The following is a 23,635-nucleotide window of genomic DNA, read 5'->3' as shown; positions in this document are numbered from 1 at the left end:
GGCTCGAAGCTCACCGGCCAATCCAACACCACGGCGAGCGGGCTCGAGCGGTTTGTGGCACGATCTGGGTACCGGCTCCAGTCACCTGCGAGGCGCCGGGGTCAGCGCGTTGCTGTGTGTGAAGGACGCGCGGGCGCATGCGGCTCGGTGGGTTCGAGACGCTTCACGTACAGCGCATACGCCTGCGCGTTGGGCGCCCGACCCAGCCAGAGACTACCCGCCCCGCGGCCGGGTGTTCTCGACAAATTCTTCGGTAAACGCTGCCAGCTCCGCATCCTCGATCAGCCCTTCGCGCCGCATGCACGTAAACTGATCCAGCGCCTTCGAGCGGGCATGGCCATCGAAGATCAATGCAAGCCGCTTGTCCGCTTCGCGCACTTGCTCGTACAGATCCAGAAAGCGTTCGTGATTCGACCGGTCTTCCTGTTCCATCTTCGCCCGACACTCGGCCAGGGCTCGTTCGCAGTAACGATCCAGAGCGGTTTCCTTCAACCGGCTGAACCGCTTCCAGTCCGACTCCTTGATCATTCCGGCCGCCTCCTGAAAGTCGTTACGTCAGGTCTTCATTCGAGTGCGCGCTCAACGGACCGAAAATAATGCAACGGCAGCGACGGGCCCGCCAACCCTACCGGTGATCGCAGCGGGCGGTCAGGCGCCCGTCCACCGGCTCCCCCGTCATCTCCATATCCACGAATCGGCCGTCGGCCTGCAGTTCGCTGCCGTCGATCTGGATCAGCGGCTCGGCCGCACCTCCGGCGGCACTAATCCACTGCTGGCCCATGCGGGTCCGATTCGCCTCCAGCACCTCGCCACCCGCACGAAAGTCCCCAAACTGCAGCGACACCGAGTGCGTCAGCATCCCCGCAACGGCATTGCGCGAGGCAAATACCCGCAGCGGGCCGCGATCCGTATCCGCGCGCGCCACCAGCGTCTGGTAGCGGTCATCCGACTCGCCGGAAAAATCGCAGACCTCCATCGTCAGCGAGTATTCCTCGCCATCCAGCACCAGCGTTGCAGCACCGGACGCGAGCGCGGGACCCGCCAGCGCAACAGAAAACATCGAAACCAACCAGACGGGCAGGAGCATCGCAGGCCGCATAGACGGACTCCTCGGAGGGGATGGGTAGACGTTCGAAGCATACCTCAAGCTCTGCGAGCCGGCCGCCCTCATGCCCGGACGGAACGCCTGCCTCCCCATCCTCAGCACAGCACGGGTCGGGAATATCCAATGCAAGCCCCCCCCGGGCCGGCCGGGCGCCGGGTCCTTTCTTGATCGTCGTGTTACCGGGATGCGGCTCCGAGGCGGGGGTGCCTCGCAGAGGCCGTCTTATTCGGTCGGCATCATCGACGAGTGGTGATGGACGATCTTCCATCCCCCGTCGCGATTCTCGTAGACGAAGGTGTAGCGCGCGGGAACATCCTTGGTCTCGCCCCCGTCGGTAACGCGGAAAGTATAGGTGCCGGCGTCGGTCAGCTTGTTGCAGCCGAGCTTCACGTTGCGGGTGTTAATTGTGCCGTGGGGCTTCTTCTCCAGGAAATGCTCGAAGTAGTCCTGGATCTCGGCGTGCGTGGTGCGCGGGACGTTGGAGACGGTCGGGAGCAGCACAGCGTCCTCGGCATAGCGCTCGGCGACCTTGCGCGCGTCACCCGTCTGCAGGGCGGCGTTCCAGCCCTCGAACAGTTCCTCGGCCAGCCGGCGGGTCGCCGGCGCACAGACCACGCAGCTCTCGTTGGCCGGGGTATCGATCGCGCCGAACCGGGGGTCACCGCCGGTCCCGGTCACCGGATGGTGTTGATCGCGGTGCGAGGCACTCAGGCTCAGGCGCGCGCGCGGCGCCTGGTCGGCGTTGATGAACTGGGTGCCGCTGATACGCGGTCGACTGCTCGTGGTCACTGACTGATCTCCGAGTTCGGCCGATAGCGGCCGGGTAATCCGTGAATTGTAAGGTACGCTCCCGGGCCTGTCATTCCGGGTCCGCCCCGAATGACTCCGCTGTCAGCGCCCCCCCTGCAGATGGGGCCGCTGCGCTTGCAATGACCGCTTGTGGTCAGCTCGCCTGGGCCTTGAAGGCCGCAAGGAGATCCTCGACCTGGCCGCGCACGCGCGCCTCGTCCTGGATCGCGAAGTCGAGAAAGGTCTGCGCGACCACCGACAGGACCTTCTGCCTGGGGTGAACGATGTGCCACTGGCGGTGAATCGGGAAGTGCTCCACATCCAGCAGTGCTACCGGCCCGCCCGCCCCCTCTGCACTAAGGGTGTGCAACGACAGCACCGCAATCCCCAGGCCGCCGATTACCGCCTGCTTGATCGCCTCGTTGGACCCGAGCTCCATGCGCACCGTCGGGCTGATCCCGTGCTCCTGGAACAGCTTGAGCGTTGCCTCGCGGATCCCGGAGCCCGGTTCGCGCATCAGGAACGTCTCCTGTTCCAGGCGTTCGATCGGGATGTTGCGCTGTCCGACGAGCGGGTGATCGCGGCTGGCCATCACCACTAGCGGGTTCGGCGCGAACGGATACACCGCAATGTCGGTCAGCCGCTCGGGCACGTGTCCAATGATGTACAGATCGTCATCGTTGTTGGCCAGGCGCTGCAGCACACGGTCGAAGTTGCTGACCTCCAGCGACAGTTCGATGTCCGGATAGCGCTTGGCGAACTGCCCGAGGATCGTCGGCGCGAAGTACTGCGCTGTGGTGATCACCGCCAGGCGCAGCCGCCCCCGCTTGAGCCCGTGCATCTCCGCAAGTTTCATCTCCAGGTTGGTCAGCGCGCCGAGCATCTCGCGGCACGTGTCGTACAGCAACAGCCCGACCTCGGTGGGGAAGGCCTTGCGCCCAACGTACTCGAACAGCGGCAGGCCGAGGGCGCCCGAGAGCTTCTTGATCTGGATGGAGACGGTCGGCTGGGTCAGGTAGAGCTCTTCCGCCGCGCGGGTGAAGCTACCCAGGCGCACGATCGCTTCGAACACCTGCAGCTGACGCAGGGTGGCGTGCCGGATCAGATGCGCCGGCAGTTCGGATTTCAGCATCACCTGCGGAAGGCCGGACTCCTTCTGCGCTGTCGTGCCGGTCCCTTTCCTGGCCATGCTAGTACCCGTGCCCCCTACCGGGTGAGGCCGGCGTACAGCATCGGCAGCTTTTCCGGGAGCCGTTCGATACGATCCAGCACCATAAAGTGCTGCGCCCCGAAGATCCGTTCGACGTACTCGTCGGCGTTCGGGTCCAGGCTGATGCAGAAGCTGTAGACGCCGTTCTTGCCCACCTCTTCCACCGCACGCTTCGCGTCCTGACGCAGGTACTGCGGATCGCGCACATCGGTATCCGCCGGCTCGCCGTCGGTCACGATCAGCAGCAGCTTCTTCTGCGTGCCCTGTTGCTGCAGCAGATGCCCTGCATGCCGAACGGCTGCGCCCATGCGAGTGGAGAGCTGACCCTTCATCCCGGCCAGTCGTGCCCGGGCGTGATCGTCGTAGGGGGCGCCGAAATCCTTGAAGCGGTAGTACTCGACATCGTGGCGACCATCCGAGGCAAAGCCGTGGATGGCGAAGGGATCGCCAATCTTGGAGATTGCCCCGCCCAGCAGAGCGGTAGCCTCGCGCGCCAGCTGTACCACACTGGTGTCCGTACCCTGGACCATCTCGTTGGTGGACTCGGACAGATCCAGCAGCACCAGCACCGACAGATCGCGCACCTGGCGGATGTTGCGCACGTAGATGCGCTCGTCGGGCTGGCGCCGCATGCGCAGATCGATCTGCGCATCGACCAGGGCATTCAAGTCCAGCTCGTCGCCCTCGGCCTGCTTGCGCAGACGCTGGACGCCCTGCGGTTGCATCGCCTCGATCAGGAACTTCAGGCGCGAGATCAGCGGCTTGTGCTTTTCGTTAATCGCGTCGATCTCTGCGACGTCACCCTTTTGCGGGCGCCGCTCCAGCAGGGTGACCCAGTGCGGCCGTTCCAGCTGCATCTGGTAGTCCCACTCGTGGTAGTGGTAGGGCAGCGAGATCGGCTCCTTGCCCTCCTGCTGGTTGATGCTTTCCTCTTCGCCGTCCCGGAACCATTCGGTCGCCAGCACCATGATCATCTGGGCATCGTCCCCAGCGCCAGGGACATCGAGGGTGTTGATCATCTCCATGGGGGTCACGTAGACGCGTTCCTGGTTCGAGCCGCTCGCCATCAGCGTCTCGAAGTCGTCTTCCTCGCGCCCGAACGCCCACATGTAGCGATTGTCGTCACGGTAGAGCACATCCGGCGCGACCTGCCGCGGGTTCATGTAGCCCTGCTCCGGAAATTCCGACGCCAGGGCCTCGGCCAGGGCGCGCGCCAGGCCGGGGGCCTCGAGATCCGCCGTCCGTTCGGCCAGCGCCGCACGGGCCCTGGTCACGAACGGATGGTCGTCGCGGTAGTCCGGGTCCAGCAGGGCCCGTGCGGTGCGGGCCAGCAGGGCCTGCGGCGCTTCACCGTCGTCCGGGGTCGCGGTATGCAGGGGTGTCCAGAGGTTGCGCAAACCCGGGAAACCCTGGCTTGCCAGGGCCTCCACGCGGGCATCCTCGAACAACTCGGTCAACACGCCGGTCACGCCGCGCGGCGCCTCCTCTGGCTGCATTTCCCGCGTGTAGACCACATGGGCCGCGGCATGGGCCGCCGCCGCACGGTAGAGATCGAGCCCGGTCAGGCCTTCCCAGTCGTCGAAGGCATCCGGCAGGAAGATCGTGAAGCCCTCGATATAGGGCTTGTAGCCTTCGCGCGACTCGAAGTCGCCACTCGTCGGCCGCATGAAGAAATCGCGCGCCCAGAGCGAACGCAGGTAGAGGTTGATCCGCCGCTGAACATCCACAAACAGCGTGCCGCGTCGCTCCTTCTGGAATACCGAACGGGACTCGGGCGATTCCAGACCAAAATAGGCGATCTGTTCCTCGAGGTCGGTACGGTGGGCCTGCGCGCCCCAGGTGGCCCAACGGCGCAACCCACCCAGTGTCAGTTGCGAAAGCAACTCGTCGAGGTGTTCCAGCATCGGCCGAACGCCGCGTGGCGCCTGCCCCAGCAGGTTGTCGACCAGGCGCAGATACCCACCGAACAGGCGCAGGTCACCCAGGCGCCGTGCCGCAATCGGACTGGTGGAGATCAACAGCGTGATCACCGCACCGCTGGTCTTGGAGTACATCTTGATCGCCGAGCTCACCAGCTCGCCGACCGCATCCTCGCCCAGCTCCTGCGCCAGATCCGGCGCCTCCTGGACGAAGGCCACGACCATCTCCGAACCTCGCCCCAGGGAGTGCAGGCTGCGTGCGCCTTCCAGGTAGTAGCGCTTCAGACCACCCGTACTGAAGGCCCGTGTCGCTTCCTGCCACGAGGCCTCGAGGACCTCGGCGGCTTGCCCCCCGAGGTCCTCGAGGAGGTCCTGGTATTCCTCCAGATGGATGCTCATCGTGTCCGGCGCACGCGCCTAGAAGAACGTCGTGACGGCAGAGTCGAGTGCGTCGCGCATATCGGGGTCGTCCGTGATCGGACGCACCAGGGCCATGCGGCACGCGGCGAGCGGCGCGACGCCCTTGGCAATCAGCGACGCGGCGTACACCAGCATGCGGGTCGAGATCCCCTCGTCCAGCCCATGGCCCTTCAGATTGCGCGCGCGCTCCGCGACGCTGACCAGCTTGCTGGCCATATCCTCGTTGACCCCGCCTTCGTGGACCACAATCCGCGTTTCGGTTGCGTGATCCGGGTAGTTGAAGTCCAGCGCGCCGAAGCGCTGCTTGGTCGACTCTTTCAGGTCCTTCATCAGGCTCTGGTAGCCCGGGTTGTACGAGATCACCACCTGAAAATCCGGATGTGCCTCGACCATCTCGCCCTTCTTTTCCAGCGGGAGCATGCGACGATTGTCGGTCAACGGGTGAATCACGACGGTCGTATCCTGGCGCGCCTCGACGATCTCGTCGAGGTAACAGATCGCCCCGTGGCGTGCCGCCTGGGTCAGCGGGCCGTCCTGCCAGCGCGTGCCGTTGGCATCCAGCAGATAGCGCCCCACCAGATCCGAGGCGGTCATGTCCTCATTACACGAGACAGTAATCAGCGGCTTGCGCAGCTTCCAGGCCATGTGCTCGACAAAGCGCGTCTTGCCGCAACCCGTGGGGCCCTTGAGCATCATCGGCATGCGCACCGAGTAGGCCGCCTCGTACAGCTCCACCTCATCCGCCGTGGACTGATAGTAAGGCTCCTCGGTGATCAGGTGATCGCGTAGTTCGTCCTGCATGTTTCGACTCCTCAATCAGAAAGGCCGGGGCGCAAGCCCCGGCCACCGGCACGCATCGGCCTCAGTCAGGCCAGACCCGATCCGGATGCAACGCGCTGCCGCCCTTGTTCGCTTTCGGCTCCTTCTTCGCAGCCGGCTTTTTCCGGGCCGGAGTTGCCTTGGCCTGGGTCGACTGGGCGGTCGTCCCCGTCTTCCTCGTCGTTGCCGGCTTCTTGCGCGCCGTGGCGGCCTTGCGGGCCGGAGCCTTGCGGGCCGGAGCCTTGCGGGTCGTGGTCGCCGCCTTCTTGGTCGCGGCCGCCTTGGTACTCGCGGCAGCCCGTGGGCCACTGCTCGCCGGCTCCTGGCTGGTGTCCTTCTGTGCCGCGGCCGGCGCGTCGGCCTTGGCCGTGTTGTCCGGGGTCTTGTCCTTGTCCTGGTCCTCGCGCGCGCTGCGCACGCCGGCTGCCAGCTTGTCTTGCAGATTGCTCATTGCGACACCTCCTCGATGATGGCTTCGATCTCCGCCGCCGCCGCTTCGCCCGGCTTGCCCAGATCAAAGACGGAACAGCCTTCCAGCGCAGAACGCCGATATATGGCCCGCCGGCGGAGTGACTGCTCCAGGGCGGGGATGTCGATCTCCATCAGTGCATGCTTCATCGCACGCGACAGCGCACTGCGGACTTCGAGCTGGTTAATCACGATGTAGGGGCGCAGGGCGGGATTCTTGAGCTTGGCCTCTTCGAGCCCGCGCCCCATACGGACGCTACCCCACAGATCCACCGGCGACGGAAGCACCGGGATCAGGACCTCGTCCGCGGCCGCCAGGGCACCGGTGACGGCCCCGCCCTCGAGCGTCGGCGGGCAATCCACCACGATGTGGTCATAGTCCTTGCGCAGGGCCTTCAACTCGCGATCGAGGGGGCCGGCAACCGCGAACACCGACGCCGCGAACGGGCGATCCTCGGAGGCCATGCGCGCCCATTGCCCGGCCGAGCCCTGCGGGTCGGCATCGACCACCAGCGTGCGGCCGCGCCGGGCCAGGCCGGCGGCGAGGTTCATTGTCAGGGTGGTTTTGCCGGTACCGCCCTTCTGATTGACTACCGCGATTACCCTCGAACCCACGCAACAGCCTCCTGCGGAAGGGGACCGGGCTCAACCCGGCCCATCAAGAATCCCCCGGCTCAGCCGGTGGTGGCATCGGCCAGGCGGTCGACTTCAAGGGCAAAGGCCTTGTCGCCTTCCCCAAGCTGTTCGCCATCACGGGCGTCGATGGTGATGTTCACGTAGGTCGTGCCGAAACTAATGTTCGGATGATAACCATCCTGCTCCGACAGCTCGGCCACGTGGTCCAGAAACTTCCGCGTGATGCCGTAGCGGTCGAACGTGAACTGTTTGCTCATGGACGCCGAGGTTCCCTTGCCGGGTTCCCACCCAGCTGGAACCACGAGATCGGTATCCGCCATTAGCCTACTCCGCTTGTGTTGCCGCGTGCGCGCTCATCACGCGGTGCTGCCCTGGGCATCGATCTCGCGCACGTGTTCCAGTTCATCCTCGAGGATGCTCTCGAACAGCGCCGCATCATCCACCGCACCGACGCGCCGGCAATAGACGGCTGCTTCGTCGTACAGACGAATCGCCTCCATCTCCAGCTCGCGCGAGCGCGCCAAAAGTTCGGCCATGGAGCGGCCAAGCCGCACCGGCGCCAGCTGGCTGCCGTTCGGCGCCACCCCATAGTGAAACATGCGAGTCATGAAGCGATCCGCATGATCCAGCTCTTCCTGGGCGTCCCGACGCAGGCAATCGCTTACGTCGGTCATTCCCCACATCGCGGTCAAGCGCGCCTGGGCCAGGTACTGCTGGACCGCCGACAGCTCATGTGCCACCGCCCGGTTCAGGTACCCCACGATCCGTGGATCGGACATGGATGTTGCCTCAGCTGGCCGAACCGCTGGCGGTCGGGGCCGTCGGCAGGATGCCTTCCACTTCCGAATGCACGCGCGCAATGATGTGCGCGGCCACCAGGCCGTCACCCACACGCTCGCAAGAATCCGCGCCCGCACGAACCGCCGCGTTCACGGCACCGGTTTCGCCACGGACCAGCACGGTGACATAGCCGCCACCGACGAACTGGCGACCGATCAGACGCACTTCGGAGGCCTTGGTCATCGCATCCGCGGCTTCGATCGCCGGGACCAGACCGCGGGTCTCGATCATGCCAAGGGCCACACCAGAAATTTCGTTAGCCATCATCTACCTCTTCTTGAAAAAGCCGTCGGGCCCGTTACGGACCCGACGGCGTTCGACTACCGTGAGTTACGGCTTTTCCGGGAGGATGTTCTCCACCTCGGAATGGACGCGAGCAATGATGTGGGCAGCCACGAGGCCGTCACCGACACGCTCGCAGGAATCCGCACCGGCACGCACAGCGGCGTTCACGGCACCGGTTTCGCCACGGACCAGCACGGTCACGTAGCCACCACCCACGAACTGACGCCCGATCAGACGCACCTCGGAAGCCTTGGTCATTGCGTCCGCGGCTTCGATCGCCGGGACCAGACCGCGGGTCTCGATCATGCCGAGGGCCACACCAAAGTTTTCGCTAGCCATTACTCAACTCCTATCAAGCGTTACTGATGATTTACTTTTCAACCTGCTCGGGCAGGATGCTTTCCACTTCGGAATGCACACGGGCGATGATGTGCGCGGCCACCAGGCCGTCACCCACACGCTCGCAGGAATCCGCACCGGCACGCACAGCGGCGTTCACGGCACCGGTTTCGCCACGGACCAGCACGGTCACGTAGCCGCCACCCACAAACTGGCGACCGATCAGACGCACTTCGGAGGCCTTGGTCATTGCATCGGCCGCTTCAATCGCCGGTACCAGACCACGGGTCTCGATCATGCCCAGCGCCACACCAAAACGTTCAGTTGCCATTGTCTTCTCTCCTGGATTTACGGTTTTTTAAAACAAAAATGACGCTCACGCCGCCTTGCGGGAACCAGCAGAGCGCTGTGCATCGGTCTGGTCTTGTCCTGCCTCGTCCTTCGACCCTTCCGTCTTCTTACCACCATCGTCCCAGTGGTCGATGATGCCGCCGATCGTGAGATCGGTCTGGATAGTGTTGTCGTCCAGCGCAAGCCGCGCGGCAGACCCGCTGATGGTGAACACCCAGTTGCCCGGATGCGCCCCGACCGGGTCCACGGCCACACTCAGCGCGCCCTTCTGGTCGACCAGCACGCGCAGCGAAATGGTGCTCAGCCCGTCGACGCGACGGGTCACCACCAGTTCATCCTGCACCTGCATGATTTCCATGGAGCTACTGCTCCTCCCAGTAATCGATGATCCCGACGATCGTCGCGTCACTGGGGTAGGACTTGTCACCGGCCGCTTCGCGCGCCGCCGAGCTGCCCACCACGATGACCCAGTCCCCGGGCACGCAGCCGACCGCATCGACCGCCACGGTGCGCGGCCCGCCCGCCTTTTCCTGAACCACCAGCAACGGCCGGTGCCCCAGATCGCGGATGCGGTTGGTCGAAACCAGCGTCTTCTCAACCTTGCAGATCTTCATTCCCGTTCCCGTGTGCGTCAGGCGGCCAGTGGTTCCAGACGGCTACCGCTGCGTTTGTCGCGGATCACCATGTGGCAGCCGATCAGGCCCTTTTCAGCCAGGTCGCGATAGCGATCCATGATCGTGTTGCGAATCCGGCGACAACGCGCCTCGACCCGCTCCCGCGATCCCGGCACCTTGCGGTCGTAGCGATAATGCACCACGACCGGAATCGGCAGGCCGCGCTCGACATTCAGCTTCCGAAAAATCTTGTTCACGCCGACATCCATCCCCTCGGCGCCCTCTTCCATCGTCTCCAGGTGGGCGAAGTACGCGAAGTTGCGAACCTGCATCTCCTCGATCTCCTGGCCCACGATGATCACGCGCTCGCGGTGGCCGACGTCGGCGTAGTGGCCGCCGTGATAGCGCGCCACATAATCCAGCTGCGAAATGTTGCTCAACAGCAGCCGCGAGATCAGTCGCAGCATCCCTTCATGCGGCGCGCCGTTACCGCGTCCCCAGCCCTGCTGGTGAATCGCATCCTGGATCGCCTGATACACCCGCAGCGATGCGGTCTGTTCGTCCAGTCCCTGGGTCGCCCGGTACAGCTCCGCGCTTTCCACGAAGCGGTACAGGCTCATGCGCGTGTCCGCATCCGGGATGTGAATCTTGATCGCATCCGTATCGGTATCCACCCCGATCAGCAGCGTGTCGACCGAGGCCCCACAGCAGTAGGTGTTCTCGATGGCCTGACGAAACGCGCGCAGCTGGTGCAAGGCACCGTCCGCCGCATCGCGCTCGCTGTTGCCGTGCGCCGCGCAGCCCTGGTGCAACGGATCCGCGCCACTGTAGTGGTAAGCCGCAATCTTCAGATAGCGACTGGGGACATCGGCCGTGGTCGGCCGGCCCTCACGAAAGCGCAGCAGTTCGCGCTTGGTCCAGTGACGCACATCTTCCTCGATGTCGAACTGCGCCCCGGCGTAGCTCTTCACCCGTACCGCGAGATCCGGCAGGCGCAGGATGAAGCGCCGCAGGCCCAGCAGGCGCCCGTCCGAGCAGGGCGAGATGTCCACTTCGTGGAAGTCGCAGTCGAGGAAATACGCAATCGCGCTATCCGCTTCGGCCACCAGGTCATCCCGTCCCGCCCAGTATTCGTTGACCACCTGATCGAACAGCTCGAACGTCCCGTGCAGATACAGTTCGCGCGTATCCAGATCGTTGATCCAGGCATCCTCCAGCGCCTTCTGCGGCAGCTGGTACCCCAGGCGCTCCTCGACGATCGCCTGCGCCCGCGCCTCGAAGTCGCGCTCGTGCTGCAGCGCATGCACTTCCTTGAGCACCGGAACCAGCTGCGCAAAGCGCTCGCGGAACCCCTGCTCGAAGGCGTGCAGCCGTTCGTTCATCGGGACATCCGCCAACGCATGCCCCGCGGTCAGTTCACGCGTCATGTCCGGAGACGACGAGCCGCAGGCCGGCACCGCGGACACCGGGCCCGCAGTGCTCGGCGCCGCTGCGCGCGCAGCCGCAATCCGGGACTTCGCGAAGCGCGAGCCCATCGAGCTGTTTTTGCGGCGACCACGCACCATGACGTTCTTCAGAGTCCTCGCCTGTCCTTAACCGCGCGCCCCGCCGGACAGCGTCACCAGAGAACCGGCGTCGCTGTTCCCGGAGGAACCCGTGATCCTGCTCGGGGGCACTTCCTTGCGCTCGAGTTCCCGATTGATATACGCGCTGCGGCCTTCACCACGCGGTTTGCCCTTCTGCGTCTGGTTGCGGCGCGTCGAGAGGCCCTCGGTCCCGGTCACGTGGTCACCGCGCCCCCAGTCGTCGCCGGTAATGGAGACGCCATTGCTGCTGCCATTCACGGTCACCCGGTTGGCGCCGACCTTCTCGCCTTCTTCCACCGGCTCGACGGCCGCTGCTTGCTTGCTGGCGCCATACCGGAACTCTTCGGTGCCGGACACCAGACCCATCGCCTTGTTAATGGAACCGGTCACGCTCCCGCTACTGCCGTAGGCGGTCCCCGTGACGCGCTCCCGACGCTCTGCGGCGACCCGCGCCGGGGTCTCCACGCTGAAGCCGGCGTTGGGCATCGGGCGAGAAGCGGCTTGCGCCACTGGCTGGGCCGGCGCGGCCTGCATGCCCATCCCTTCCGGGCGCAGACGCGGATGGAGACTGCTCGCGGCACTGGCGCAGCTCTTGGCAAATTCGTTACCGCCCACATACGGGGAACCGGACACGTCCTGACAGGCGCCCCGTTCGGTACCGGTGACGCGCTTGTCGTAACCCGGCTGGCTGCCGGACACCGAATGCCCCGGCGTGGAATGACGTTCGGCCACCCGCGTACCGGCCGCGCTCGAATCCTGCGTGTCGCAGAACTGGTCGTACTGATCCGGACCGATATAGGCCGTGCCGCTAACCGGCTTGCAGGCACCATATTCGTCACCGGTGACGCGCGAGGAACGCCCGAGCGCCGAGCCGGACACAATTTGCTGATTCCAGGTACGGCCCACAGTCACTTTCTCCGGGCTGGCTTCCGGGCGATGACCGCCACAAAAGGCGTCATAGTGCTCGGAGCCGGCATATTCCGTGCCGGTGATCGGCTTGCAACCACCATATTCGTCACCCGTCACGTGGATCGAATGATCCACCTGGGTACCGGAAACGTCGCGGCCCCGCAGCGTGTGCATTACGCCCACCTTGGGGACGCCCCCGGCATGCGGCCGCTCGCACAGATCGCCGAAGTCGGACTTGTTGTAATACGGCGTACCGGTCAGGGAGGCACAGGACCCGCGCTCGTCACCGGTTACATGCCGGCTACGCCCCACGGCCACACCGGTCACGCTCTGGTCTTCCATGGTGTGCGACTCCTGAACCTTGGCCGCAGCGGGTTCCGGGCGGGTGCCGCAAAAGCCCTGGAACTGCTCGGTGCCGAGATATTCGGTTCCGGTCACCGGTTTGCAGCTGCCATATTCGTTGCCGGTTACGTTCACGGAGCGTCCGACTTCGGACCCGGTCAGTTCACGACCGCGAAGCGTATGCATTACGCCAACCTTGGCCGGCGCCCCGTTCGACTTTCCCGTGTTGCAGGGAACCTCACTGTTCGCGGTGTTCAGGTATTCGGTACCGGTCACATCGCGGCAGGCGCCGGCTTCGTCGCCGGTCACGCTCGGGCTGCGCCCGACCGAAGTGCCGGACACGCCTTCACCGTGACGGGTGACCATCACGCTCGTGCGGGCCGGACCGGCCTGCGGACGCGTGCCGCAGAAGCCTTCGTATTGTTCGGTACTGAGATATTCGGTGCCGGTGATCGTCTCGCAGGACCCACGCTCGTCGCCGGTCACACGGTTCGACCGCCCAACTTCGGTGCCACTGACCGACTGACCGTGCGCGGTGTGCGACGTGCCAACCTTCGGCGGATTGCCGGCCGGGCGCGCACCACAGTACCGCTCGTAGTGCTCCACCCCGAGGTATTCGGTGCCGGTGATCGAAGAGCAGCTGCCTGCCTCCGTGCCGGTGACGCCCGAGGTACGCTCGACCTGCGTGCCACTTACATGGCTGCCGGCCAGCGTGGTGCCCTCTTCAACCTTCGGCGGCGCATCGCCCTCGACAGGGCGCGGCCGGCCACAGGGACGCCCCGGCTCGGCCGAGCCACGGCCCAGCTTGCACAGTTCTTCACGGCGCTGCCGAGCGACTTCGCGGGCGGACATCCCTTGGCGCTTGGCGGCCTTCCAGGCGCCTTCCTGCGGCATGGTGCCGCGAGCCTGACCGCCGCTAAAACGCCGACGCTGGGCCTTCTTGCCGCTCTGCGCCATGGCATCCCGGCGCGCCATGCAGATCGCGCGAACCTCCGAGATCATCGGATGCGGGCCAGCGGCCTCACCCCCGGATTCGACCTTGTCGCACAGCTGGTCCAGGCCGCTCTCGACCACCGCGGCGTCGCGGCTCGGGGCGGTGTTGACCGACGCATCGCGCTCGGCCTTCTCGCCCTTGCAGCCGCAACCACAATCCTTCTTGGATTCCTGGGTGGGCGCAGCCTGCGGCTCCGATCCCTTGATGCGATCCCCACGGCGCGGTTCCGGCGCAACGGCCTTCTTGCCTTCCGTGGAGAGCGCCTGACGCCGCAGGCGGCAGATCTCGCGACCGCTCATGTTCGAGCAATCGACCTCGACGTTCTGCGACTGGGCCAGGGCTTCCAGCTGGCGCGAACGCTCGGCGCCGGCGGGGGCCATGCCACCCGCGGCCTGGGCACGCGTATTGGTTCGGCCCACAGCCTTCTTGCCCTGGCGCGCCATCTTCTGGCGCCGCTCAAGGGCGGCCTGGCGCCCATTCGAGACACCCGTGTGCGCGCCCGGTTCCGGGCGGCGCTCGGGCGTGGTGTCGCGGGTCTCGACGGAGACCTGCGACGAGGATTCACTGGAGTGCATCTCCGGCTCCCGCGCCTGGGGTGCCGGGGCAGGGTCCGCCTTCGCCTGGCGCGCATCTCGCGCAGCCCCAGCGGAGCGGCTGCTCCCTTTGGTTTGGTCGGTCGACTTCACGGCAGCCTTGCCATTGCGAGACATGGCTTTGCGCCGTTCCAGGGCACGTTCACGCCCCGAGAGACCTTCAGACGCAGATGTCGGATTACTCATGGCACTTCCTTACAGTTGGCGGCAGCAACGGTAAATAACGCTTTACTGAACTGCCGGGCCCGAAGGCGGACCCGGCAGGTACGGGCCCTAATTAGCGACCGCGATCGACCACGAAGGCCGTGCCCTGGCTCTGGGCATAGTTATCGTAGGCGAGGAAGCGAACCATCATGCCGGGGTTGGCACGGCGGCACTGCTCGATCTCGCTCAGCACGGCCTCGACGGACTGCTCGCCGAACATCGGGAGCTTCCACATGTACCAGTAGTTGGACATGGCGTGTTCTTTTTCGCTGTACTCGACCGCCGGGTTCCAGCCCTGGGCAATCGTGTACTCGATCTGACGGCGAACCTGATCGGCGTTCATCTCGGGCAGGTAAGAGAAGGTCTCGTACTTCTGCACCGGCTTGAAGTTCTGAATATCGGACATGTCGTTAATCCTATGCGCTTGTTCTCTGAAGGTGCGGGCAGCCACTCAGGCCGCCCGCACACGGACGATCACTTGTGTTGGACGTCCAGCTTGTCGGTGGTGTCGAACTCGAACTTGATTTCCTTCCACGTTTCCATGGCGATCTTCAGTTCGGGACTGTGCTGGGCGGCCTGGGTCAGGATCTCCTTGCCTTCCTTCTCGATCTCGCGACCCTCGTTGCGCGCCTGGACGCAGGCCTCGACGGCCACGCGGTTGGCGGTCGCACCCGGAGCATTGCCCCACGGGTGGCCCAGGGTGCCGCCACCGAACTGCAGCACGGAGTCGTCACCGAAGATCGCGACCAGGGCCGGCATGTGCCAGACGTGGATACCACCGGAGGCCACGGCGAACACACCCGGCATGGAACCCCAGTCCTGATCGAAGAAGATGCCGCGCGAGCGGTCTTCCGGGATGAAGGATTCACGCAGCAGGTCGATCCAGCCGAGCGTCGCCGCGCGGTCGCCTTCCAGCTTGCCGACCACGGTGCCGGTGTGGAGGTGGTCACCACCGGACAGGCGCAGGATCTTGGCGAGCACACGGAAGTGGATACCGTGCTTCGGATGACGGTCGATGACCGCGTGCATGGCACGGTGGATGTGCAGCAGCATGCCGTTGTCGCGGCACCAGTTGGCCAGGCCCGTGTTGGCACAGAAACCGCCGGTGATGTAGTCGTGCATGATGATCGGCGCGCCAATTTCCTTGGCGTACTCGGCACGCTTGTACATCTCTTCCGGGGTCGGCGCGGTGACGTTCAGGTAATGACCCTTGCGCTCGCCGGTCTCGGCTTCGGCCTTTTCAGTCGCTTCCTGGACGAAATCGAAGCGGTCACGCCAGCGCATGAACGGCTGGGAGTTGATGTTTTCGTCGTCCTTGGTGAAGTCGAGACCGCCACGCAGGCACTCGTACACGGCACGGCCGTAGTTCTTCGCGGACAGACCCAGCTTCGGCTTGATGGTGCAACCCAGCATCGGGCGGCCGTACTTGTTCAGGCGATCACGCTCGACCTGGATACCCATGGGCGGACCACCACAGGTCTTCACGTAGGCGATCGGGAAGCGCACGTCTTCCAGGCGCAGCATCCGTATGGCCTTGAAGCCGAACACGTTACCGACCAGGGAGGTGAACACGTTCACCATGGAGCCTTCTTCGAACAGGTCGATCGGGTAGGCGATGAACGCGTAGAAGGACTCGTCGTCACCCGGGACGTCCTCAATCATGTACGCCCGACCCTTGTAGTAATCCATGTCGGTCAAGAGGTCGGTCCACACCGTGGTCCAGGTACCGGTGGAGGACTCGGCTGCCACAGCGGCGGCAGCTTCTTCGCGGTCGATACCGGGCTGCGGGGTAATCTTGAAACACGCCAGCAGGTCAGTATCCAGCGGCGTGTATTCGGGCATCCAGTATGTTTCGCGGTAATCCTTGACGCCCGCGGAGTACTTCTTGGCGGCAGACATGTGGCCTTCTCCTACGCGTTGGTTAATCGTGATGGTCGCCTAGATTAGGGAGGGCAATCACTAATAACAAATAAATAATCTAGATGCGACCGATAGACAATCGTTTATATAAAAGCCGGACAGCGGGAGGGCCACTGACCGGCAGGGGTTCGGGTTCGCAATGGTGCAGCCAGGCATCGAAACACCGACCGCGACGGATTGCGGAGGTCGATTGTAGTCGAAGACCGTAGCCTGTGCATGCCTTTGGCGCGACCCGCCGCACAAGCCCTGTGACGGGCCGCTGGGAACGCCCCGTCACACAGCCCACGACCCCGGGTATCAGGGCGTGGCGGCAGTGGCAGGCGCTTCGTCACCGGCGGCATGGTGATCCCGCGCCAGGTAGAGATAGATGGCGGGCACCACGAACAGGGTGAACAGGGTCCCGATCGCCATGCCGCTCGCGATCACCAGGCCCATCGCGAAACGCGAGCCGGCGCCGGCCCCGGCGGCCATCAGCAAGGGCACCATCGCCACCACGGTCGCGGTGGTGGTCATCAGGATCGGCCGCAGGCGCAGGGCCGACGCCTCCTCGATCGCCTCGCGCAGCGTCCGCCCCTGGCGCTGCAGCTGGTTGGCGAACTCCACGATCAGGATGCCGTGCTTGGCAATCAGGCCGATCAGAGTCAGCAGGCCCACCTGGGTATAGATATTCAGCGAAGTCACCCCAAGGCTGATGAAGATCAGTGCCCCGGCGATCGACATCGGCACCGTGGTCAGAATGATCAACGGGTCGCGGAAGGACTCGAACTGAGCAGCCAGGACCAGGAAGATCACCAACAGGGCAAAGAAGAAGGTGACCACCAGCTCACTGCCCTCGGCCTTCAGCTGACGCGACTGTCCGGCATAGTCGACGCTGACATCCGGAGGGAGCACGTCGGCGGCAATCTCGTCGACGATGTCCAGCGCCTCGCCCAGGGTCACCCCCGGCCGCGGCACGCCCGACAGGGTCACGGCATTGAGCTGCTGGAAGCGCTTGAGCGAGCGCGGGGTCACCGTTTCTTCCAGTGTCACGATGCTGGACAACGGGATCGGCTCGCCGTCACGGGTACGCGTGAACAACTCTTCCAGCTGCTCCGGATTCAGGCGTTCGCTGCGCTGCACCTGAGGAATCACGCGATAGCTGCGGTTCTCCATCGCGAAGCGCCCGGCAAACCCGCCAGACAGCATGGTTGCCAGATCGGCATTGAGCGTGGCCATGTCGATCCCGAGCTGGGCGGCGCGTTCGCGGTCGATCTTGAGATCCACCTGCGGCTGATCGAAGTCGAGATCGGAGTCCATGAAGATGAAGCGCCCGGTCGCCATCGCCCGCTGCATGATCTCGCTGGCGAACTGCTCCAGCTCCTCGAACGAACCGGTGGAACCCAGGACCACACTGACCGGTGCACCGTCGCCCGGAGTGGGCAGCTGCGGCGGCTGGATCGCGAACACCTCCAGCGCCGGGATGCGGTCCAGGCGTGGCTGCAGCTCCTCCTGCAGGATGGTCTCGGTATCCCGATCACGTTGATCCCAGGGTGCGAGGACGAAACCGCCCAGGGCCTGGTTGCCGGCACCGGCGATGCCCGGGCCGCCGCCAAAACCGTTCACGATGAAGATGTTATCGAGCTCCGGGATTTCGTCGAAGAAGCGGTCGGTCAACTCGGTGTTGCGTTCCAGCCAGTCCAGCCCCATGTAGGCGTCGCCCTCCATGATGGAAAACGCGAAGCCCTGGTCCTCCGGCGGCTCCAGCTCGCTCTGCGAGGTGACGAACAGGAAGTAGCAGGACACCAGCACGATGGCACCGAACACCGCGATGGTGAAGCGGTCATTCAGCGCCCCATGCAGGCGCCGACGATAGCGTTGCTGGAGAGAGTCGAAGCGTGCATCCAGCCAGCCTTCGATCCGTCCGCGCCTCTCGGTGGCGCCATCGCGCAGGATCTTCGAACACATCATCGGCGACAGCGTGATCGCAACAATGCCCGAGATCACGACGGTCGCCGCAAGCGTGAAGGCGAACTCGATGAAGAGCGTCCCGGTCAGCCCCCCGATAAAGCCCAGCGGGAGGAACACCGCCACCAGCGTGGTCGACATCGCCACGATCGGCCAGGCGAGTTCGCGCGCCCCCTGGATCGCCGCGTCCATGCGCGACATCCCCTCTTCGATATGACGGGAGATGTTCTCCAGCATGATGATGGCATCGTCCACCACGATGCCGATGGCCAGCACCATCGCCAGCAGGGTCAACAGGTTCAGCGAGAACCCCATCAGCAGCATCAGCATAAAGGTGCCGACCAGCGATAGCGGCACCGCCACGGCCGGAATAATCACGCTGCGCAACGAGCCGAGGAACAGGTAAATCACCACCAGCACGATCCCCAGCGCCAGGCCGATGGTCACCAGCACCTCGTCGATCGCACTCTGGATGTAGTCCGTGGAGTCGTAGACGATCTCGCCTTCCAGCCCCGAGGGCAGGCGCGGCAGGATGCGCTCGTCGAATACGTCGCGGACCTCGGCGATCACGTCCAGGGCGTTGGCATCCGGCGCCATCTCGATACCGACGAAGGTGGCCGCCTCGCCATTGAAGCGCACCGAGGTGTCGTAGTTCTCCGAGCCCAGTTCCACCTCGGCCACGTCGCCCAGGCGCACCAGGTCGCCGTCGGTCTCGAACAGGATCAGCTGCTCGAACTCCTCCGGACGACTCAGATCGGTATCCGCCGTCAGGTCCAGCCCAACCATGGAACCCCGCGTCTGGCCCACGGCGGACAGCACATTGTTGCGTTCCAGGGCCTCGCGCACGTCGCGCCCGGTCACACCAAAGGCGGCCATGCGATCGGCATCCAGCCAGGCGCGCATCGCAAAGCTCTGGGCACCCAGGATCTCGGCTCGCTGCACGCCGTTGATGGTGGCCAGTTCCGGCTGCACCTCGCGGATCAGGTAATCGGTGGTCTGGTTGTTGGACAGCCGTTCGGAGTAGAACGACATGTACATTGCGGCCACGTCCTGCCCCACGGACAGATCCACCACCGAGTCCTCGGCCTCCGCCGGCAGGTCGCTGCGAATCTTGTCCACCTGGGCCGCGATCTGGGTCAGGGCCACGTTGGGGTCGTAGTCCAGCTCCAGATGGGCCTCGACGATGCTGATCCCCGCGCGGCTGGTGGAGACGAGGTAATCGATGCCCTCGGCCTCGGCCACCTCGCGCTCCATCGGCGTGGTGATGAAGCCCTGCACCAGATCGGCATCCGCGCCGATATACGCGGTGCTGACGGTCACCACCGCGTTCTGCACCTCGGGGAACTGGCGCACGTTCAGGTCGAATACCGCGCGCACCCCGAACAACAGGATGAACAGACTCACCACCGTGGCGAGCACCGGCTTCTGGATGAAGATATCGGTAAAGCGCATGCCAGCGACCCCGCTCTAGCGATTCGCCGGGCGCGGGTCGCGCTCGGCATCGGGCTGGGCATCCTCGGTGATCTCGACCGGGGAGTCGTTTTGCAGCTTGAGCAGGCCACTGGCCGCGATACGCTCACCCGGCTCCAGCCCGTCAAGGACCTGCACCAGGTCACCACGGCGGGCGCCGGTCTCGATCAGGCGTTGTTCCACCCGCAACTGGCCTTCGTCATCCTCCGCGATCACGAATACCGATCGCCCCCAGGGCGCAAAGCGGATCGCGGTTTGCGGCGCGACCACCGCCTCCTCGGCCTCGCCGCGATCCAGCGTGACCCGGGCGAACTGCCCCGCACGCAGGCGGCCCTGTTCGTTTTCCAGCAGGGCCTGCACACGGAACATGCGCGAGGCCGCGCGGACCCGCGGCTCGATGGCCGTGACCTCGCCGGTGAACTCTTCGCCAAAGGCATCCACCTCCACACGGATGGCCTGACCCAGGGCGATCTCGCCCAGGCGGCGCTCCGGCAGGGTGAAATTCACATACAGCGGCTGCAACGCCTCCAGCACCACGATCGGATCCCCCGGCCCGACGAACTGCCCGACGCTCACTTCGCGGATACCCAGCTCGCCAGCAAACGGCGCGCGCAGGCTCTTCTGCTGGATGCGCGCCTCCTGCGCCTTCACCGAGGCCTGGGCCTGCTCGGCCTCGGCGACCCGGCGCTGAAATTCCGAATCCGAGATGTCGTTGCGTTCGATCAGGCCCCTGGCGCGCTCCAGCTCGCGACGTGCCAGGCGCTCGCCGGCCCGCAGATTGTCGAGCTCGGCCTCGTCCAGGGTGGTATCCAGGTCGACCAGCGGATCGCCGGCCTCGACCCGCGCCCCGTTCTCGAAGTGGATGGTCTCGACGATTCCCTGCGCCTCGAAGCTCAGGGTCGCGCCCTGCACGGCCTCCAGGCTACCGATCGCACGCACCTGCGGAGTCCAGGAGTCCGTCGTGACCTCGGCGGCGTTGATGGTCACCACCGGCTCCGGCATATCTTCGAAGTACTCTGCGATCTGCTGATCGACAAAGGCCTTGAAGCCGAAAATACCGCCGAGCACGATGGCCACTGCCACCAGCATAAGGATGAAACGCTTCATTCAGGATCTCCCGGATCCGGCGGATTCAATGCCGCCTGCATCTTGAGTTGTAGCCGAAGTGCTAGCCGGCGGGTGGTGCGTCGCCCGCGCCGATGCCCGCATCGTGCAGCGCCGCACGCACGCGCTCGGTCTCCGCGCGCACCACCGTGGGCTCGTCCGGGTCCAGACGCGGTTCCCAGCGCCAGCCGGTCATCAGGGCGTGGAAATGCCGGATCAGGTGGTCATAGGGCCGGTGGATGTCGTATGCATCGAGCAGGCCCTGCGCATTGGCAAGGCTCTGCATCCCCACGTTCAGTGCCCAGGGGCCCAGCCCCATCTCCTCCTCGGAGATCTCGCGGGCCGGGGGCAGGTCGCCGCGTTCGCGGGCCTCGGCCACCACCGCGCGCACCGCCTCGCTGATCGGCTTGCCGGCCTCCAGCAATGCCGTGCGGCGCGGAGCCGAGACATTGGCCCATACGACCTCGGTCACCAGGTACTGGGTCAGCCGGTAGTAGTCCGGGTTTTGCGCGGCGAAATCGATGTCCGTCAACACGATCGCGAGCATGCGCGAGCGCGTACCCAGGGAGAGCTCGGGGATGGCCCGGAAAAGCGCCGCCCGTTGCAGTGTCGTGCGTGCCGCCACCGCCGCCAGCAGGTCCTCTTTCGACTCGAAGTGCTGGTACAGCGTACCGGTCGCGTACTCGCAGTCCGCCGCCAGCTTCGACATTTGCAGGGCCAGCAGGCCGTCCTCGCGGATGCGCTCGTGCGCCCGCTCGATGAACAGCGCCTCGCGCATCTCGCGCTCGCGGCGTTTGCGATCCCCGGTAGTCATGGCGCTCAGCATATCGAACCCACGACGATTTTTGAACCCGATTCAAAGACGATTCCGAAAAAGGCCGGGGACAGCATGCCCCGGCCCCCGATTCGAGTATTCAGCCCGTCTCGCGCAACAGCCGCACGATCGCGTCGGCGACACTCTTGCTGGACTGCGGGTTTTGCCCGGTCACCAGCTTGCCGTCCACCACCACGTGATCGGCCCAGTCGTCGGCGGTATCCACCTCGCCGCCGAGCTCCTGCAGCTTGTCCTGCAGCAGGAACGGCATCGCAGTGTCCAGCTGGACCGCCTTCTCCTCACTGTTGGTGAAGGCCGCCACCTTGCGCCCCTTCACCGCGGAACTGCCATCCGCCAGCATCGCACCGACCAGACAGGCCGGCCCGTGACAGACGGCGCCAACCACCTTGTCGTTGTCCATGAATTCCGCGACCAGGCGCTGGACATGCGGGTTGTCCGGCAGATCGAACATGGTGCCGTGGCCGCCGGGGAAAAAAATCGCGGCATAGGCCCCGTGGTTGGTGTTCGCGTCCAGCGCGATGGTGTCATCCAGGGCCTCCTGTGCAGCCACGGCGGCTGCACCCGGATGACTGGCCTCCAGACTTTTCGGATCCAGCGGCACGGGGCCGCCCTTCGGACTGGCCACCTTGACCTCGAAACCCGCCTTGCGGAAGCGATCATAGGGCTCGGCGAACTCGTCGAACCATACGCCCGTCGCCTGGCCTGGAGCGATCTCGCCGTGACTGGTTACTACCATCAGAATCGTCTGGCTCATCCCTTGTCTCCTTGCATCCATGTCTCCGGTGGACTCGCCGGCCGGCTACAGGTTCCTGGTGCGCAAGGCTTGGGTAAACGAGCAGCGAGTCAGACGGCGAAAGACAGACGCGGAAGGATCCAGCAACCGAGAGCGCCGAAGAACCGCGCGGCCGGATAGCCGCGGGCTGGGCATCACACGCGGTAGTACTCGCGATACCACTCGACGAAGCGCGCAATACCGTCTTCGACCACCGTCGCGGGGGCATAGCCCACGTCCTCGCGCAGGGCCTCGACATCGGCATAGGTGTCCGGGACATCCCCCGGCTGCAGCGGGAGGAGGTTCTTCTCGGCCTTCTTGCCCAGGCAGTCCTCGAGCACCTCGATGTAGCGCATCAGCTCCACCGGCTCGTGGTTGCCGATGTTGTACAGCCGGTAGGGGGCTGCGCTGGTGGCCGAGTCGGGCTCGGCCCCGTTCCAGTCGGGGTTGCGCGGGGCCACGTGATCCAGGGTGCGGATCACGCCCTCGACGATGTCGTCGATGTAGGTGAAGTCGCGCCGGTGGTGGCCGTAGTTGAAGACGTCGATCGGCTCGCCCGCCAGGATCTTCTTGGTGAACATGAACAGCGCCATGTCCGGGCGGCCCCAGGGGCCGTAGACGGTGAAGAAGCGCAGCCCGGTCACCGGCAAGTCGTAGAGATGGCTGTAGGTATGCGCCATCAGCTCGTTGGCCTTCTTGCTGGCGGCGTACAGGCTCAGCGGGTGATCGACGTTGTCGTGCACCGAGAACGGCATGGTGGTGTTGGCGCCGTAGACCGAGCTGGAGCTGGCGTAGACCAGGTGCTCGACACCGTTATGCCGGCAGCCCTCCAGGATGTTGCCGAAGCCGACCAGGTTGGTGTCGACGTAGGCCGCCGGGTTCTCCAGCGAATAGCGCACGCCGGCCTGGGCCGCCAGGTTCACCACCCGCTGCGGCCGGTGCTCGCGGAACACCCGTTCCATCGCGGCGCGATCGGCGATGTCCTCGCGCACTTCGGTGAAGTTCGGGTGGTCCTGGGTGCGCGCCAGGCGCGCCTCCTTCAACGAGACGTCGTAGTAGTCGTTCAGGTTGTCGACGCCGATCACCTGGTCGCCGCGCTCCAGCAGGCGCAGGCTCAGGGCGCTGCCGATAAAGCCGGCCGAACCGGTCACAAGAACTTTCATCGCG

24 protein-coding genes are annotated in these 23,635 nt (G+C 65.1%); all 24 read right to left on the bottom strand.

Annotated features, from left to right (window positions below):
* Positions 1 to 213 precede the first annotated feature (213 nt).
* A complete protein-coding gene (locus F816_RS0108095; protein WP_019594310.1) occupies positions 214 to 528 on the bottom strand; it encodes a hypothetical protein in 315 nt (104 codons plus the stop codon).
* Between the two features lie 97 nt (positions 529 to 625).
* Positions 626 to 1,099, bottom strand: a complete 474-nt coding sequence (locus tag F816_RS0108090) for a hypothetical protein (protein WP_026333198.1) — start codon at positions 1,097 to 1,099, stop codon at positions 626 to 628.
* Positions 1,100 to 1,327: 228 nt separating this feature from the next.
* On the bottom strand, positions 1,328 to 1,894 hold the full coding sequence (locus F816_RS0108085; RefSeq protein ID WP_019594308.1) for an SgcJ/EcaC family oxidoreductase: 567 nt from the start codon (positions 1,892 to 1,894) through the stop codon (positions 1,328 to 1,330).
* A gap of 154 nt (positions 1,895 to 2,048) precedes the next feature.
* Entirely contained in the window at positions 2,049 to 3,026 is a 978-nt protein-coding gene (locus tag F816_RS0108080) for a LysR family transcriptional regulator (protein WP_018168603.1), read from the bottom strand.
* A gap of 74 nt (positions 3,027 to 3,100) precedes the next feature.
* Positions 3,101 to 5,422, bottom strand: a complete 2,322-nt coding sequence (locus tag F816_RS0108075; protein WP_019594307.1) for a nitric oxide reductase activation protein NorD — start codon at positions 5,420 to 5,422, stop codon at positions 3,101 to 3,103.
* 18 nt (positions 5,423 to 5,440) lie between these two features.
* Entirely contained in the window at positions 5,441 to 6,244 is an 804-nt protein-coding gene (locus F816_RS0108070; protein ID WP_018144344.1) for a CbbQ/NirQ/NorQ/GpvN family protein, read from the bottom strand.
* Positions 6,245 to 6,305: 61 nt separating this feature from the next.
* Positions 6,306 to 6,713, bottom strand: a complete 408-nt coding sequence (locus F816_RS0108065; protein ID WP_019594306.1) for a hypothetical protein — start codon at positions 6,711 to 6,713, stop codon at positions 6,306 to 6,308.
* Positions 6,710 to 7,345: a ParA family partition ATPase gene (gene parA, locus F816_RS0108060; protein WP_019594305.1), complete on the bottom strand. Its 636-nt coding sequence runs from the start codon at positions 7,343 to 7,345 to the stop codon at positions 6,710 to 6,712. Before parA ends, F816_RS0108065 begins: the two co-directional genes overlap by 4 nt.
* A 59-nt stretch (positions 7,346 to 7,404) precedes the next feature.
* Positions 7,405 to 7,686 (bottom strand): 4a-hydroxytetrahydrobiopterin dehydratase, encoded by a 282-nt coding sequence (locus F816_RS0108055; protein ID WP_018168599.1) that lies wholly within the window; start codon positions 7,684 to 7,686, stop codon positions 7,405 to 7,407.
* A gap of 36 nt (positions 7,687 to 7,722) precedes the next feature.
* Entirely contained in the window at positions 7,723 to 8,145 is a 423-nt protein-coding gene (locus tag F816_RS0108050; RefSeq protein ID WP_018144348.1) for a bacterioferritin, read from the bottom strand.
* Between the two features lie 10 nt (positions 8,146 to 8,155).
* Positions 8,156 to 8,470 carry a BMC domain-containing protein gene (locus F816_RS0108045; RefSeq protein ID WP_026182021.1) on the bottom strand — a complete coding sequence of 105 codons (315 nt, stop codon included), beginning with the start codon at positions 8,468 to 8,470 and terminating at the stop codon, positions 8,156 to 8,158.
* 66 nt (positions 8,471 to 8,536) lie between these two features.
* Complete coding sequence (locus F816_RS0108040) at positions 8,537 to 8,830, bottom strand: BMC domain-containing protein (RefSeq protein ID WP_012982276.1); 294 nt, start codon at positions 8,828 to 8,830, stop codon at positions 8,537 to 8,539.
* A 31-nt stretch (positions 8,831 to 8,861) separates the two neighbouring features.
* Positions 8,862 to 9,161, bottom strand: coding sequence for a BMC domain-containing protein (locus tag F816_RS0108035; RefSeq protein ID WP_012982275.1), 300 nt, complete (start codon positions 9,159 to 9,161; stop codon positions 8,862 to 8,864).
* Positions 9,162 to 9,206: 45 nt separating this feature from the next.
* On the bottom strand, positions 9,207 to 9,539 hold the full coding sequence (locus tag F816_RS0108030) for a carboxysome peptide B (protein ID WP_018144350.1): 333 nt from the start codon (positions 9,537 to 9,539) through the stop codon (positions 9,207 to 9,209).
* Between the two features lie 4 nt (positions 9,540 to 9,543).
* Positions 9,544 to 9,795 carry a carboxysome peptide A gene (locus tag F816_RS0108025; RefSeq protein ID WP_017940626.1) on the bottom strand — a complete coding sequence of 84 codons (252 nt, stop codon included), beginning with the start codon at positions 9,793 to 9,795 and terminating at the stop codon, positions 9,544 to 9,546.
* A gap of 17 nt (positions 9,796 to 9,812) precedes the next feature.
* The gene (locus F816_RS0108020; protein ID WP_018144351.1) at positions 9,813 to 11,222 is read right to left on the bottom strand and encodes a carboxysome shell carbonic anhydrase; all 1,410 of its coding nucleotides are present in this window, start codon (positions 11,220 to 11,222) and stop codon (positions 9,813 to 9,815) included.
* Positions 11,223 to 11,387: 165 nt separating this feature from the next.
* Complete coding sequence (locus tag F816_RS0108010) at positions 11,388 to 14,336, bottom strand: CsoS2 family carboxysome shell protein (RefSeq protein WP_026333197.1); 2,949 nt, start codon at positions 14,334 to 14,336, stop codon at positions 11,388 to 11,390.
* Between the two features lie 160 nt (positions 14,337 to 14,496).
* A complete protein-coding gene (locus F816_RS0108005; protein WP_018144354.1) occupies positions 14,497 to 14,829 on the bottom strand; it encodes a ribulose bisphosphate carboxylase small subunit in 333 nt (110 codons plus the stop codon).
* Between the two features lie 68 nt (positions 14,830 to 14,897).
* Positions 14,898 to 16,322: a form I ribulose bisphosphate carboxylase large subunit gene (locus F816_RS0108000; protein WP_018144355.1), complete on the bottom strand. Its 1,425-nt coding sequence runs from the start codon at positions 16,320 to 16,322 to the stop codon at positions 14,898 to 14,900.
* 318 nt (positions 16,323 to 16,640) lie between these two features.
* Complete coding sequence (locus F816_RS0107995; RefSeq protein ID WP_019594301.1) at positions 16,641 to 19,739, bottom strand: efflux RND transporter permease subunit; 3,099 nt, start codon at positions 19,737 to 19,739, stop codon at positions 16,641 to 16,643.
* A 15-nt stretch (positions 19,740 to 19,754) separates the two neighbouring features.
* Positions 19,755 to 20,864, bottom strand: a complete 1,110-nt coding sequence (locus F816_RS0107990; protein WP_019594300.1) for an efflux RND transporter periplasmic adaptor subunit — start codon at positions 20,862 to 20,864, stop codon at positions 19,755 to 19,757.
* Positions 20,865 to 20,925: 61 nt separating this feature from the next.
* Entirely contained in the window at positions 20,926 to 21,687 is a 762-nt protein-coding gene (locus F816_RS0107985) for a TetR/AcrR family transcriptional regulator (protein ID WP_019594299.1), read from the bottom strand.
* Positions 21,688 to 21,775: 88 nt separating this feature from the next.
* Positions 21,776 to 22,450, bottom strand: a complete 675-nt coding sequence (locus F816_RS0107980) for a type 1 glutamine amidotransferase domain-containing protein (protein WP_019594298.1) — start codon at positions 22,448 to 22,450, stop codon at positions 21,776 to 21,778.
* A 173-nt stretch (positions 22,451 to 22,623) separates the two neighbouring features.
* Positions 22,624 to 23,631, bottom strand: coding sequence for an NAD-dependent epimerase (locus F816_RS0107975; protein ID WP_019594297.1), 1,008 nt, complete (start codon positions 23,629 to 23,631; stop codon positions 22,624 to 22,626).
* Between the last annotated feature and the right edge of the window lie 4 nt (positions 23,632 to 23,635).

The organism is Thioalkalivibrio sp. ALM2T (genome assembly GCF_000381505.1).
GTDB lineage: Bacteria > Pseudomonadota > Gammaproteobacteria > Ectothiorhodospirales > Ectothiorhodospiraceae > Thioalkalivibrio > Thioalkalivibrio versutus.
The sequence above is the reverse complement of the archived record's forward strand: the minus strand, read 5'-3'. Positions and strand labels throughout refer to the sequence as shown.